The sequence below is a fragment of the Frateuria flava genome (genome assembly GCF_017837635.1).
GTDB lineage: Bacteria > Pseudomonadota > Gammaproteobacteria > Xanthomonadales > Rhodanobacteraceae > Frateuria_A > Frateuria_A flava.
The window spans coordinates 43,575-56,973 of sequence record NZ_JAGJRS010000001.1 but is presented as its reverse complement, the minus strand read 5'-3'; the positions used below and the strand labels follow the sequence as shown (position 1 = coordinate 56,973).

The following is a 13,399-nucleotide window of genomic DNA, read 5'->3' as shown; positions in this document are numbered from 1 at the left end:
ACTTTCCACGCAAAACGCCCCTTTTACGGACGCCGGATGGCTACCCAGATCCCCTCCCGCAACAGCTGCCTGCCGCGCATGACCGCGGGCGAGAAGCGCTTCTCCGAGCGGCTGGAGCAGAAACTGGAGGACGATTACCTGCTCTGGTACGACGTGCCCGTCGGCCTGAAGCAGCGCCGCCCGGACTTCGTGGTGTTCCACCCGCGCCGCGGGCTACTGGTGCTGGAGGTCAAGGACTGGAAGGCCGAAACCATCCAGCACGCCGACAGCACCCAGTTCACCCTGGTCACCGAGCGTGGCCTGGTGAAGGAGAACCACCCACTGCTGCAGGCGCGCGCCTATGCGCTGGAAATCGGCGTGGTGCTCGAACGCGATCCGGCGCTGCGATTTCCCGAAGGCCACCGCCATGCCGGCAAGATCATCATGCCGTGGGCCTGGGGCGTGGTGTTGTCCAACATCAGCCGCAAACAGTTCGAAGAGGGCGGGCTGGATGCGGTGATCCCGCCGCATCTGGCGATCTGCCGCGACGAGTTCTACGAATCGGTGGAATCGGAAGATTTCCAGGAGCGGCTGTGGGCGATGTTTCCCCATGCCTTCCCGGTCGCCATGACGCTGCCGCAGATCGATCGCGTGCGTTGGCACCTGTTCCCCGAGTTGCGGGTGGAACCCGGCAGCGGCCAGTTCGGGCTGTTCGGCCCGACCGACGCGGCGGTGCGCCCGCTGGAGATTCCCGAACTGGTCAAGGTGATGGACGCCCAGCAGGAGCAGCTGGCGCGCTCGCTCGGCGACGAGCACCGGATCATCCACGGCGTGGCCGGTTCGGGGAAGACCATGATCCTGGGCTTCCGCGCCATGCAGCTGGCGCGCGCGATGAACCGGCCGATCCTGGTGCTCTGCTACAACAAGACCCTCGCCGCGCGGCTGGAGCAGCTGATCGGCGAGCGCGGCCTGGCCGAGAAGGTGCAGGTCTACAACTTCCACAAGTGGTGCCACAAGATGCTCACGGCCTACCACGTGGAGCTGCCGCCGAAAGGCTCGGACGGCTTCTTCGAGCAGATGGTCGAGCGGGTGATCGCCGGCGTCGACAAGGGCCAGATCCCGCGCTTCCAGTACGGCGCGGTGCTGGTCGACGAAGGCCACGACTTCGAGCCGGACTGGTACAAGCTGATCGTGCAGATGATCGACCCGGCCACCAACTCGCTGCTGGTGCTCTACGACGATGCGCAGAACATCTACGGCAAGACCGACCGGCGCAGGGTGAGCTGGAAAAGCCTCGGCATCCAGGCGCAGGGCCGCACGACCATCCTCAAGCTCAACTACCGCAATACGCTGGAGATCCTGGCGGTGGCGCGCGGCTTCGCCAACGAGTTGCTGGTCGAGCGCGACGACGATGGCGATGGCGTGCCGCTCGTCGCCCCCGAGAGCGCCGGCCGCCGCGGCGCCGTGCCGGAACTGATCCGTGTGGAGACGGCCGCCGCGCAGCTCACCGTGCTGATCGCCCAGTTGCGCGACGAGCACGCACACGGCCGGCCGTGGTCGGACATGGCCGTGATTTTCCGCAACCAGTGGGAAGGCGAGAAGCTCGCCGGGGCGCTCGAGCGCGAAGGCATCCCCGGCCGCCTGGCCGAGGGCCGCGGCAAGGGCGCGCTGTTTGCCGTCGGCGACACGGTCAAGCTGGTCACCATGCATTCGAGCAAGGGGCTGGAGTTCCCGTTCGTGGTGATCCCGGGCCTGGGGTCCTTGCCCAAGGAAGGCAAGGACGAGGCGGAGGAGGCGCGCCTGCTCTACGTGGCGATGACGCGCGCGACCGAGCGGCTGCTGCTGATCCACCACGACGATTCGGTCTTCAGCAAGCGCATCCGCGATGCGATCAACCAGGTGCAGGACCAGCTCGTCGCCCTGCCGGCCTGAGGATCGCGCCCCGCTCGCCCCCATCCACCCTTCGGGCACCTTTCCCCGTGAACGGGGGAAGGATCGGGCGTGCAGCCACGTCGCACGTGAAGCCTTCCCCGTTCACGGGGGAAGGTGCCGACAGGCGGATGGGAGAAGCCTTGCCGCAGCCCCATGCCTTTGGGCACACCCCTCGACCCCCAACCACCCGCTAGGCTGGCCGTTTCCGCAACAAGGGGAACACCGTGCGCAAGACCCTACAGGCCACGCTGCTGGCCGCCACGCTGCTGGCCGGCTCCGCCGCCCCTGCCATCGCCGCCGACAAGCCCGCCGCCGACGCCAGCCACGATGGCTACCACCTGCCACCCTTCCCCGCCGACGCGCACGCCCGGCAGACGGCGCAGATCGACGGCCACACGCTCAAGTACACCGTGACCGTCGGCGCGTTGCCAGTGCGCGACGCCAAGGGCAACACGGTCGCCGAGGTGGTCTACACCGCCTACACCATGGACGGCGCCGACCGCCCGGTGACTTTCGCGCTCAACGGTGGCCCGGGCGCCTCGTCGGTCTACCTCAACCTGGGCGCCATCGGCCCCAAGCGCGTGGACTTCGGCGTCGAAGGCGACAACCCGTCCGACCCGGCCACGCTGCACGACAACCCCGGCAGCTGGCTGCCCTTCACCGACCTGGTGTTCATCGACCCGGTCGGCACCGGCTTCAGCCGCGCGCTGGTCGACGACAAGAAGGCCACCGAACTCTTCTACAGCACCGACAGCGACATCAAGTACCTCTCGCGCATCGTCTACGACTGGCTGGTCAAGAACGGCCGCCTGCAGTCGCCCAAGTATCTGGTCGGCGAGAGCTACGGAGGCTTCCGTGGCCCGCGCATCACCGACTACCTGCAGACCCAGCTCGGCGTGGCGATGAAGGGCGTGGTGCTGGTTTCGCCCTACCTCGACCCGGCCGCCTTCAACGACGAGAACGTCTCGCCGCTGCCGTGGATGCTGACCCTGCCCTCGATCGCCGCCGCGCACCTGGAGCGCGAGCACAAGCTCACGCCCGAGGCGATGGCGCAGATCATCGAATACACCCGCGGCGAATACGCCAGCGACCTGATGCGCGGCCGGTCCGATCCCCAGGCCACCGAGCGGGTGATCAAGAAGGTGACCGAACTGACCGGTCTCGACCCGCTGTTCGTGCGCCGCTCCGGCGGCCGGATCGAAACCCAGGCCTACCTGCGCGAGGTCTATCGCGCCGAAGGCAAACTGGGCAGCCGCTACGACTCCAACGTCACCGCGTGGGACCCGTTCCCCTACGCACCGCGCCAGCGCACCGGCGACCCGATCCTGAACGGCATCATCGCGCCGACCACCACGGCCATGGTCGATTTCGTCACCCGCACCGTGGGCTGGAAGTACGCCGGCCGCTACAACGCACTGAGCTACGAGGTGAACAAGCTCTGGCACGAGGACGACGACGCCGACGAGGGCTCGGTCTCGCAACTGCGCGAGGCGGTCGCCAACGACCCGGGCCTGCGCGTGCTGATCGCGCACGGTTGGGACGATCTCTCCTGTCCGTTCATGGCCTCGGTGCTCATCGTCGACCAGATGCCGCCGATGGGCGATGCGACCCGCGTGCAGGTGAAGAATTACCCGGGCGGGCACATGTTCTACGCGCGCCCGGACAGCCAGGCGGCCTTGCTGAAGGACGTCAGGGCGCTCTACGGCGCACGCTGAGTGCGAAGGTGCCGGCTTCTGCGCGAGCCGGCACCCTTACACTGTCGCCTGGCCATCAGGGATGATTCCATCCAATGCAAGCTGTTCTGCCGCAAGTCCGGCTATTTCACCCGCCCGCAAGCCTTTGCCTAAGACGTGCAGCGGGAAGTCAACGACTCCGCTGGCGGCGAACCGGTCCATCCGCGTGGTCCACGTTCTGCGATCGACCAGCGGCGGTAGTCTTGGGCCCACCTCGCTGACCGTTTCGGTCGGGTACGAAGGCCCGTAACGCAGGGTCCACCCGCCGAGCGCAACTCTCCACCCCAAACCGCCGGTGCCGCCATGACCGAGCTGCTCACGCCCGACATCCTCGCCGCCCAGCCGCTCGATCATGCACACGCGCTTTCGGCGCGCTGCTATACCGACCCGCGCATGCCGGCGCTCGATGCCAGGGCCGTTTTCGCGAAGAGCTGGCAGTGGGTCTGTCACCAGTCGCAACTGGCCGGCGTGGGCCACCACGTGGTCACCACCATCGCCGGTCTGCCGATCGTCGTGGTGCGCAGCGACGCCGCCACCATCCGCGCCTTCCACAACGTCTGCCGCCACCGCGCCGGCCCGGTCGCCAGCTGCGATGGCAAGGGCGCGACCGCCTTGCGCTGCCGCTACCACGGCTGGACCTACGGCCTGGATGGCGTGCTGCGCGGCGCCCCGGAGATGGGGCGGACACCCGACTTCGATCCTTCGACGATCCGCCTGCCCGAGGCGCGCGTGCAGGTGTGGCAGGGCCTGGTCTTCGTCGCCACCGGCGAGGCGCCGCCGTTCGGCGAGGTCGTCGAGGGCATCGACGCACGCCTTGGCGAGGGCCGCTCGCTGGCCGGCTTTGAGTTCCACCATCGCGCCAGCTGGGACGTCGCCTGCAACTGGAAGGTGTACGTGGACAACTACCTGGAGGGTTACCACGTGCCGCACATCCATCCGGGGCTCAACAGCGTGCTGGACTACCGCAGCTACGTCACCGAGACGGCGCGGTGGTACTCCTTCCAGTACAGCCCGCTGGACAGCGCGGACGAGCTCTACGGCAGCGGCGAGGCGCTCTACTACTTCCTCTACCCGAACACGATGCTCAACATCCTGCCCGGCCGGCTGCAGACCAACCGCGTGCTGCCGCTGGGCGTGGACCGCTGCCGCGTCGAGTTCGACTTCTACTACGCACCGGACGCCTCGCCGGAAGCGCGCGCCCGGCGCGAGCGCGACGTCGCCTTCAGCGACGAGGTGCAGGACGAGGACGTGACCATCTGCGAGGACGTGCAGCGCGGGCTGGCGTCCGGTTCGTACGAGAGCGGTCGGTTGAACCCGCTGCGCGAGAACGCGGTCCACCACTTCCACGAACTGCTGCGCCGCGCCTACCGCGAGCACGCGTGAACACCCCCGACACCCTTGCAGGAGCGCACCCTGTGCGCGACCGCGGGTTGCCACGGTTCCACGCGAGCGGCAGACGCGCAGTCGCGCACAGGGTGCGCTCCTACAGGAAGGGCGCGGCATGAACTCGCGCCCGCTCGGCCAGCTCGCGCTGATCGCCCTGGTCATCGGCAACATGATCGGCTCGGGCGTATTCCTGCTGCCCGCGGCGCTGGCGCCCTACGGCGCGGCAAGCCTGCTTGGCTGGGCGCTGACCCTGGCTGGCGCGCTGCTGCTGGCACTGGTCTACGCGTGGCTGGCGGGCGCGATCCGCAACCACGGCGGCGCCTACGGCTACGCGCGGCGTGCGTTCGGCGATGGCACCGGCTTCGTGGTGGCATGGAGCTACTGGGTCTGCACCTGGAGCGCCAACGCGGCAATCGCGGTGGCCTTCGCCGGCAGCCTCGGCGCGCTGTGGCCGGCCGCCACCGCCACGCCGCTGCGCTCGGCCGCCTGCGCGCTGGGCGCGTTGTGGCTGTGCACCGCGGTGAACCTGGCCGGCGTGCGCGAAGCGGCGCGCGTGCAGATGCTCACCACCCTGCTCAAGCTGGTACCGCTGGTGCTGTTCGGCCTGCTCGGCCTGGGCTGGGTGCATGCCGGCGCCTACCACCCGTTCAACCCCAGCGGCCTGCCGCTGCTGGGCGTCGCCACGTCGGTGGCCGCACTCACGCTGTGGGCCATGCTCGGCTTCGAGGCGGCCACCGTGCCGACCGGCGTGGTGCGCGATCCGGAGCGCACGGTGCCGCGCGCCACCGTGATCGGCATGCTGGTCGCGGGGCTGGCCACGATGCTCGCCTGCACTGTCGTCATCGGATTGCTGCCGCTGGACGAACTGCGCCGCTCCGCCGCCCCAATGGTGGCCGCCGCGGCGCGCGTGTGGGGACCGGCGGCGGGCACCGCGCTGGCCGTGGTGGCGACGATCTCGTGTTTCGGGGCGCTCAACGGCTGGGTGCTGCTGCAGGCGCAGACCCCGCTGGCGGCAGCACAGGACGGTCTGTTCCCGGCCCGTTTCGCGCGGCTCGACGCGCGCGGCACACCGGCCTTCGGGCTGGTGCTGGGCAGCGGCCTGGCCAGTGCGCTGATCGTGGCCAACTACAGCCGCACGCTGGTGGCGCTGTTCACTTTCTCGATCCTGCTCTCCACCGCCACTACGCTGCTGCCCTACGTGGTGAGCGTGCTGGCCTGGTGGCGTATCGAGCCGGCGGCCCGCCCGTGGCGGCGCTTGATCGCCGCCGGTGCGCTTGCCTATGCGCTGTGGGCGCTGGCCGGCACCGGTGTGGAGTCGCTGCTGTGGGCGGGCGTACTGGTGACGATGGGTCTGCCAGTGCTGCTTTGGCAGCGCCGGCGCTCGGCCCTCCGGTAAGCGGCGCTAGGGTGCTGCGGCCTGCCAGCGCAGCCAGTCGATGACCGCCGCGAGCGCGGGGAGAGGTCGCGTGCGGTCGGCACGGACGATCCAGTAAGCCGTGCCCAGTGGTACCTCCAGCGCACCAAACGGGCGCACCAGCGTCCCGGCCGCGAGTTCCCCGGCGACCAGGCGATGGCGTGCCAGCGCCACGCCCTGTCCCTGCTGCGCGGCGCGCAGCACCAGGTCCGAAGACGCATAGCGCGCGCCACCCTGCAGCGACAACCTGGACGGCCCGTGGGCCCGCCGCCACGACTCCCATGCCGCCTGCGGGTCGCGGTCGTGCAACAGGCGCAAACCGGCCAGTTGGGCGGGCCGCGTGGGGCGTCCGTGATCCAGCCAGTAGGCAGGGCTCATCACCGGGTACAGCGTGTCGTCCATCCATGGCTCGCAGTGCAGCTCCGGCCAGGGGCCCTGTCCCATGCGCAACGCCACGTCCAGGCGACCGTCGGCGAAACCTTCCAGCTTCTGCTCGACCAGCACCGACAGCTCGATCTTCGGATGCGCCTTCTCGAACGCAGGCAACCGGGGCAGCAGCCAGCGGATCGCGAACGAGGGCGTGGTCGACAGCGCGACCGAATGCGCCGGCCGCGCCTCGCGCAGCACTGCCACCGCACGTTCGATCTCCGCCAGCCCTGCGCATACGGCGCGGCCCAGCGCCTCACCCTGCGGCGTGAACACCAATCCCGCGCGCCCTGCGCCGGCATGCAGCAGCGGCACGCCCAGCCAGCGGTCGAGCTCGCGCAGATGGCGGCTCACCGACGAATGGGCCATGTCCAGTTCGCGCGCCGCGGCGCGCACGCCACGGTGCTGGTAGACCAGGGCGAAGGCGCGCAGGGCGTTGAGGGGCAGGTCCATGGTCGAAATTCTAGACCATAGCCGGCACCCTTCCGACCAGCGAAAAGCGCCAGTCTGTGGATGCTGCCCAATGGCAGCGACGCCACGGGAACGCCATGCACGACCTGCTCGCCTGCGCCGGCCTGCTGCTAGCCGCAGCGATCACGCCCGGACCGAACAACCTCGTGGTGCTGCGCGAGGCCGGCCACGGCGGCGTGCGCGCCGCCGCCGGCGCAATCGGTGGCATCGTGCTCGGCGGGCTGGCGCTGCTCGCCGTAGTCGCGGCGGGCGCCGGCACGCTGCTGTCGACACACGCCGCGTTGCGCGCGACGCTCGCGGCGCTCGGTGCGGCCTATATGGCATGGCTGGGCGTGCGCCTGCTGGGCAGCACTCCCGGTCCGGAATCCACGCGCGCGATCGCCCTGCCGACAGGCGCATGGGGCCTGTTCGCATTCCAGCTTCTCAACCCCAAGAGCTGGGCGATGGTCACGGCGATCGTCGCCGTCCGCCCCGTCGCCGATGCGGACGGCTACCTGCCGCTCGTCGTGCTCTTTACCGCCATTCCGCTGGCCTGCCTGTTGCTGTGGAGCTTCGCAGGGCAGCGGCTCGCCGCGCGCCTGGCGCATCCGCGCTCGCGGCGGCGCATCGATGCCGCCATGGGCGTGCTGTTGCTTGCCAGCGCGGCGTTGCTGCTGGTCGATTTTTGACTCCTGGAGAGAATGACATGACCCACCGTCCCCTTCGCCTCCTCGGCCTGGCCGGCAGCCTGCGCCAGGGATCCTGGAACCGGCGCCTGTTGCAGTCCGCCGCCACGATGGCACCGGCCGGCACCACCATGGAGGTCTACGACGCACTGGGCAGCGTGCCGCTGTTCGACGAAGACCTGGAACACGCAACAGCGGAAGGACCGCCCGGCGTGCGCGCGCTGCGCAAGGCGATCGCCGCGGCCGACGGTCTGGTGATCGCCACACCGGAGTACAACCACGCGTTGCCCGGCGTGCTGAAGAACGCACTGGACTGGCTCTCGCGCGAAGACGCGACCCTGGCTGATCTTCCGGTGGCCGTGCTCGGCGCCAGCAGCGGCCCGTGGGGAACGCGGCTGGCACAGGCCTCGCTGCGCCAGGTCCTGCATACCTGCGGCGCGCTGGTGATGCCTTCGCCCACGCTGTTCATCGCCCACGCGGCGGAACGCTTCGATACGCAAAACGCAGTCGCCGATGCGGCGACGGGTGCGGCGTTGCAACGGTTCATGGACGCGTTCGCCGGATGGGTCCATCGCGTCGCGCCATCCCGTGCGGAAGCGGGCGCTGCGTGAGCCTGCAACGCAACGTACGGTGAACAGCGGACGCGCCAACGGGGCGGCGGGGACGTCTCGTGAACAAAGCCATTGCTAGCCTGCAAAGGATGTATGGATTTGCCCGCGCCATCGACAACGTTCCCGTCAGCGCATCGTCCGTGGGGCCGGTGCGCGATGCCTGGAAGGACAACGCTCGCCTGGCCCTGATCACGCTGGTGGTGTTCGGCCATAGCCTGGAGCCGCTGCGCGGTGTCGCCTCGATCGACGCGCTTTACCGCTTCCTGTACCTGTTCCACATGCCGGCCTTCGCGTTCCTGTCCGGCGCCGTGGCGGGAACCGACGTCAACCTGAAGCTGCTCAAGCGGATCACCTTCCAGTTGCTGCTGCCTTACCTGCTGTTCCAGGCGCTCTACGCGCTGGCGGCGCAGACGCCCGGCTGGCCGGATGCCGGACCCACGGGCGTCACCACGCCGTACTGGCTGCTGTGGTATCTGCCGAGCCTGGCGGCGTGGCGGCTGTTGCTGCCGCTGTTCATGCGCTTGCGCCATCCGCTGCTGCTGGCCTGCCTGTTCGCCCTGATGGCCGGCTGGGCGGACGACGTGGGGTATCGCATGTCGCTTTCGCGCACCGCCTCGTTCTTCCCCTTCTTCCTGATCGGCCATCTGTACGCACCGGCGTGGCGCGAGCGCCTGCGCGGTCCGCTGGCCTGCGCGCTGGCGCTGGCTACGCTGGTCGCGCTGGGCTGGGCCGCGAGCGCGGTGCCGGACCCGCGCTGGCTGTACGGCAGCAACGGCTACGCCGCGCTGGGGGTGGACTACGCGGCCGGCACGTTGTGGCGCCTGCTGCGGCTGGGCGCGGGCGTCGCCGGCAGTGCGGCGTTCCTCGCGCTGGTGCCGCGCCGCGCGTTCGCCGTCACGGCGGCCGGCGGGCGCAGCCTGCAGGCGTACCTCGCGCACGGCTTCATCGTGAAGTTCGCGGTGGCCGCGGGGCTGTTCGCCTGGCTGAAGGCCGGCCAGCCGCCACTGGTCAACGCGCTGGTGCTGTTGCTGGCCGCCTGGCTGCTGGTACGCCTGCTCTCCAGCGTGCCAGCCGAGCGGCTGCTCGGTCCGCTGACCAGCCCGCAATGGCTGGAGCGCTTCCTGTGGCGGGTGCCACCTGCCGGGGAACTCAAATCACCGGTGCGGCCGCGGGCCTGAGCACGGCGACCTGCTGCTCCATCGTCTTGGACAACGCCATCAGCCGACGCGCGTAGTCCTGCAGGCGGCGGTCCTCGTCCGTCTGCGGTTCCCAGCGCGGTACCGGCGTGGGCTTGCCGTCGGGGCTGTCCAGCGCCACGAAGACCATCACGCAACTGGTCGCCAGCCGCTGCTCGCCCTTGCGCAGGTCCTGCGCAAGCACGTCCACCGCCAGGTGCATGCTGCTGGTGCCGGTATGGATCAGCCGCGCGCGCACGGTGACCAGGTCGCCGATCAGGATCGGCGCGATGAACTGGATGCCGCTGACCGACACGGTCACGCAATACGCGCCGCTCCAGCCGACCGCGCAGGCGTAGCCGGCCTGGTCGATCCATTTCATCGCCATGCCGCCATGCACCTTGCCGCCGAAATTGACGTCGGTGGGCTGGGCGAGGAAGCGGAAGGTCACTTCGTTCTGCTGGCCGGGCATGGCGGTCCTGTGGTGTTCGGATCAGCGGCCGATTATGCCCGCACGCGCGGGCGGTCGAGTTCCAGTGCCATCGGCGTGGTGAGCACACCGGCGGGCGAGAAGCCTTCCGGCCCGGCCACGACGAAACCGAAATGCTCGTAGACCGGCACGGCCACGCGCGTGGCGTTGAGGGTGAAGCGGCGCGTGCCGGCGCGACGCAGCGCATCGGCCATCGCCCGCCGCCACAGCCGGCTGGCGATGCCGCGACCCTGGTAGCGCGTGCCGACGAAGAACTGAACCAGGTGGCTGTCGTCGCGCATCCCCGCGATACCCACCAGCACGCCGTCCAGCCAGGCCAGATGGAATCGCTGGCCCTCCCGCATGCGCTCGCGCAGCACCCGCGTGCCCAGTCGCGTCAGCAATGCCTGGCCGGCCTCGTGCGACTGGTCGGGCAGGATCCAGCGCCGGGCCACCCGGCGCGCGAGCAGGCTGATGGCCGGCGCATCGTCGAGGCGCCCCAGGCGAAGGTGCAGGTCGGACATGGCTACCCCGGCAGCGTCGGGCGACAGTGTGCGGCGCGTCCGGATCGAACGCCACGCCCGCTAGAGCGATCCACCGAGCCACCTCCAGCACAGCGCGATCACGCCGCTTGCCAACAACACGCGCCCCATGCCGACCTTGAAGCGCAGCATGGCCAGCATCGCCGCCGCCGCGATCACCGCCGACGGCCACTGCAGCGTCGTCCAGTGGGGATGCTCCAGCCGCAGCCAGCCGAACTGGCGCTCGTCCACGCGGCCGAACACGGTGTGCAGGGTGAACCAGACCGACAGGTTCAACACCACGCCCACCACCGCGGCGGTGACCGCCGACAGCGCCGCGTGCAGCGCCCGGTTGCTGCGCAGCGCCTCGATGTAGGGCGCGCCAAGGAAGATCCACAGGAAGCACGGCGCGAAGGTCACCCAGGTCGTCAGCACCGACCCGGCCACGCCCGCGGCCAGCGGCGACAGGCCAGCCTGGTGGTAGTAGGCGCCGAGGAAGGCGACGAACTGCACCACCATGATCAACGGCCCGGGCGTGGTCTCGGCCAGCGCCAGCCCATCAAGCATCTGTCCCGGGGTGATCCAATGGAACCCGACCACGGCGCGCTGGGCGATGTAGGCCAGCACGGCATAGGCGCCGCCGAAGGTGACCACCGCGGTCTGGCTGAAGAACAGCCCCTCGCGCGCCAGCACACTCTGGCGACCGAACGCGGCGATCACCGCCAGCACCGGCAGCCACCAGATCGCCAGCCAGGCCAGCGCCACCCGCCACGCACGCGCGCCCGAAGGCCGCGTATGCGTCAGCCGCCCCTGGCCCAGCAGGCGGTCGATGAGGAAATCGGACGACGCATCGGCCGCCGACGACGCCGGCGCCGGAAAGCGGCCCGGCGCCCACCAGCGTCCGAGCAGGCCCCACAGGCCGGCACCGAGCACGATCAACGGAAACGGTACGCGGAAGAAATAGATCGCCACGAACGCCAGTGCAGCGATCGCCACCATCATCCGGCTCTTCAGCGCCTTGCGGCCGATCCGGATGACCGCCTCGACCACCACCGCCAGGACCGCCGCCTTCAGTCCCATGAAGATCGCCAGCACCAGCGGCACCTGGCCGTAGAGCGCGTAGACGATGCTCAGCGCCAGGATGGTGACGAACCCCGGCAGCACGAACAGCACGCCGGCGACCAGGCCGCCGGCGGTCCGGTGCAGCATCCAGGCGATGTAGATCGCCAGCTGCGTAGCCTCGGGCCCCGGCAGCAACATGCAGTAGTTGAGCGCGTGCAGGAAGCGCGCGTCGCTGATCCAGCGCCGCGTGTCCACCAGTTCGCGATGCATCAGCGCGATCTGGCCGGCCGGGCCGCCGAAGCTGAGCATGCCGATCTTCGCCCAGACGCGGGTGGCTTCGCGCAGCGAAACCGGCAGGGTGTCGATCTCGGCAGGAGACCGCTCGTTCATCGGCACAGGTCCGGCATGGGTGGGAACAGGATCGGTCTGCCGGCGGTCCGCCTTGCCGCTGGCTGCCACGCGGCGGGTGCACGAGGGCAGTGTTATAAGCGCCGCATCCTACGCTGTGTGAAGCCTGGAGGGCGTTGGCCATGCTGACTGGAACCCTTCGTCGCAGGCACGCCGTGGCGGGCCTGGCCCTCATCCTGTTGACTGCCGCTTCGACCGCCTGTGGCCAGGCGCAGCCGCCTCTGCCACTCACCACCGTTGCCGACGCACCCCTGGCCGGCCGCGCCACGCGCTGGGACTACGCCAGCCTGGATCCGACGCGGCATCGCCTGTTCCTGGCGCACCTGGGTGACAGCGTGGTCACCGTCTTCGATACGCACCGCCAGCGTGTGGTCGCCGACATACCCGGCATCAGCAGCGTGCACGGGGTACTGGCGATTCCCGACCTCGACCGGGTGTTCGCCTCGGCCACCGGCAGGGACGAGGTGGTGGCGATCGACGCCAGGAGCCTGAAGGTCCTCGCGCGGATGCCGACCGGCGATTATCCCGATGGCATGGCTTACGCACCCGAGGCACACAAGCTCTATGTGTCCAACGAACACGGCGGCAGCGATACCGTGATCGACGTGCGCAACAACCGGCGCGTCGGCACCATCGCGCTCGGTGGCGAAGTGGGCAACACGCAATACGACCCGGTGTCGGGTCACGTCTTCGCCAACGTGCAGACGCGCGCCGAGCTGGCCGAGATCGACCCGGCGACCGACCAGGTCGTCGCGCGCATCCGGCTGGCGGGCGCGCGGGGCAACCACGGCCTCTACATCGACGCCCCTGCGCGACTGGCCTTCATCGCCTGCGAGGACAACGCCACGCTGCTGGTGCTGGACCTGCGCAGCCGTCGCGTGGTGGGCTCGTTCGAAACCGGCGACGGCCCCGACGTGCTTGCGTTCGACCCCGGGCCGGGCTGGCTGTACGTTGCCAGCGAATCCGGCGAGGTGGCGCTGTTCGAAGTCAAAGGGCGCCGCGTCCGGGCGCTCGGGCGAGGCACGCTGGGACCGAACGCACACGTCGTGGCGGTGGACCCGGCCACGCATCGCGCCTACTTCCCGCTGAAGGACTGGAACGGCAAGCCGGTGCTGCGGATCACCGCGCCCACCGTTCCGAAGTGACG

At 69.8% G+C, this 13,399-nt stretch carries 12 protein-coding genes; 8 read left to right on the top strand and 4 right to left on the bottom strand.

The annotated features are described in order from the left end of the window. The first annotated feature begins 36 nt into the window (after positions 1 to 36). The 4 genes from J7I44_RS00270 (at position 37) to J7I44_RS00255 (ending at position 6,426) form a co-directional block, all read left to right on the top strand. Entirely contained in the window at positions 37 to 1,911 is a 1,875-nt protein-coding gene (locus J7I44_RS00270) for a 3'-5' exonuclease (RefSeq protein WP_209614456.1), read from the top strand. Positions 1,912 to 2,135: 224 nt separating this feature from the next. Further along, positions 2,136 to 3,626, top strand: a complete 1,491-nt coding sequence (locus J7I44_RS00265) for a S10 family peptidase (protein WP_209614455.1) — start codon at positions 2,136 to 2,138, stop codon at positions 3,624 to 3,626. A 321-nt stretch (positions 3,627 to 3,947) separates the two neighbouring features. Continuing rightward, positions 3,948 to 5,027 carry an aromatic ring-hydroxylating oxygenase subunit alpha gene (locus tag J7I44_RS00260; protein ID WP_209614454.1) on the top strand — a complete coding sequence of 360 codons (1,080 nt, stop codon included), beginning with the start codon at positions 3,948 to 3,950 and terminating at the stop codon, positions 5,025 to 5,027. A 118-nt stretch (positions 5,028 to 5,145) separates the two neighbouring features. Beyond that, positions 5,146 to 6,426: an amino acid permease gene (locus tag J7I44_RS00255; protein ID WP_209614453.1), complete on the top strand. Its 1,281-nt coding sequence runs from the start codon at positions 5,146 to 5,148 to the stop codon at positions 6,424 to 6,426. 6 nt (positions 6,427 to 6,432) lie between these two features. On the opposite strand, the gene J7I44_RS00250 is transcribed toward J7I44_RS00255, so the two are convergent. Beyond that, complete coding sequence (locus J7I44_RS00250) at positions 6,433 to 7,323, bottom strand: LysR substrate-binding domain-containing protein (RefSeq protein WP_209614452.1); 891 nt, start codon at positions 7,321 to 7,323, stop codon at positions 6,433 to 6,435. 95 nt (positions 7,324 to 7,418) lie between these two features. Here J7I44_RS00250 and J7I44_RS00245 point away from each other — a divergent pair, with 95 nt between their 5' ends. Genes J7I44_RS00245 through J7I44_RS00235 form a run of 3 tightly spaced genes read left to right on the top strand, consistent with a single transcriptional unit; the run spans position 7,419 to position 9,795 of the window. Next, complete coding sequence (locus J7I44_RS00245; protein WP_209614451.1) at positions 7,419 to 8,009, top strand: LysE family translocator; 591 nt, start codon at positions 7,419 to 7,421, stop codon at positions 8,007 to 8,009. A gap of 17 nt (positions 8,010 to 8,026) precedes the next feature. After that, a complete protein-coding gene (locus J7I44_RS00240; protein WP_209614450.1) occupies positions 8,027 to 8,617 on the top strand; it encodes an NADPH-dependent FMN reductase in 591 nt (196 codons plus the stop codon). 59 nt (positions 8,618 to 8,676) lie between these two features. Continuing rightward, complete coding sequence (locus J7I44_RS00235; protein WP_209614449.1) at positions 8,677 to 9,795, top strand: acyltransferase family protein; 1,119 nt, start codon at positions 8,677 to 8,679, stop codon at positions 9,793 to 9,795. On the opposite strand, the gene J7I44_RS00230 is transcribed toward J7I44_RS00235, so the two are convergent. Genes J7I44_RS00230 through chrA form a run of 3 tightly spaced genes read right to left on the bottom strand, consistent with a single transcriptional unit; the run spans position 9,767 to position 12,234 of the window. Then, positions 9,767 to 10,264: an acyl-CoA thioesterase gene (locus J7I44_RS00230; RefSeq protein ID WP_209614448.1), complete on the bottom strand. Its 498-nt coding sequence runs from the start codon at positions 10,262 to 10,264 to the stop codon at positions 9,767 to 9,769. The two genes, J7I44_RS00235 and J7I44_RS00230, sit on opposite strands and share 29 nt — an antisense overlap. Positions 10,265 to 10,296: 32 nt before the next feature. Then, a complete protein-coding gene (locus tag J7I44_RS00225) occupies positions 10,297 to 10,785 on the bottom strand; it encodes a GNAT family N-acetyltransferase (protein ID WP_209614447.1) in 489 nt (162 codons plus the stop codon). 60 nt (positions 10,786 to 10,845) lie between these two features. Continuing rightward, positions 10,846 to 12,234 (bottom strand): chromate efflux transporter, encoded by a 1,389-nt coding sequence (gene chrA, locus J7I44_RS00220; RefSeq protein WP_209614446.1) that lies wholly within the window; start codon positions 12,232 to 12,234, stop codon positions 10,846 to 10,848. A gap of 140 nt (positions 12,235 to 12,374) precedes the next feature. Here chrA and J7I44_RS00215 point away from each other — a divergent pair, with 140 nt between their 5' ends. Beyond that, on the top strand, positions 12,375 to 13,397 hold the full coding sequence (locus J7I44_RS00215; RefSeq protein ID WP_209614445.1) for a YncE family protein: 1,023 nt from the start codon (positions 12,375 to 12,377) through the stop codon (positions 13,395 to 13,397). Positions 13,398 to 13,399 lie beyond the last annotated feature (2 nt).

Bases quoted from the DNA above. Each gene is read 5' to 3' on its own strand.
- J7I44_RS00270 (WP_209614456.1), top strand. From the start codon at position 37: ATGGCTACCCAGATCCCCTCCCGCAACAGCTGCCTGCCGCGCATGACC.
- J7I44_RS00260 (WP_209614454.1), top strand. From the start codon at position 3,948: ATGACCGAGCTGCTCACGCCCGACATCCTCGCCGCCCAGCCGCTCGAT.
- J7I44_RS00255 (WP_209614453.1), top strand. From the start codon at position 5,146: ATGAACTCGCGCCCGCTCGGCCAGCTCGCGCTGATCGCCCTGGTCATC.
- J7I44_RS00250 (WP_209614452.1), bottom strand. From the start codon at position 7,323: ATGGACCTGCCCCTCAACGCCCTGCGCGCCTTCGCCCTGGTCTACCAG.
- J7I44_RS00245 (WP_209614451.1), top strand. From the start codon at position 7,419: ATGCACGACCTGCTCGCCTGCGCCGGCCTGCTGCTAGCCGCAGCGATC.
- J7I44_RS00240 (WP_209614450.1), top strand. From the start codon at position 8,027: ATGACCCACCGTCCCCTTCGCCTCCTCGGCCTGGCCGGCAGCCTGCGC.
- J7I44_RS00230 (WP_209614448.1), bottom strand. From the start codon at position 10,264: ATGCCCGGCCAGCAGAACGAAGTGACCTTCCGCTTCCTCGCCCAGCCC.
- J7I44_RS00225 (WP_209614447.1), bottom strand. From the start codon at position 10,785: ATGTCCGACCTGCACCTTCGCCTGGGGCGCCTCGACGATGCGCCGGCC.
- chrA (WP_209614446.1), bottom strand. From the start codon at position 12,234: ATGAACGAGCGGTCTCCTGCCGAGATCGACACCCTGCCGGTTTCGCTG.
- J7I44_RS00215 (WP_209614445.1), top strand. From the start codon at position 12,375: ATGCTGACTGGAACCCTTCGTCGCAGGCACGCCGTGGCGGGCCTGGCC.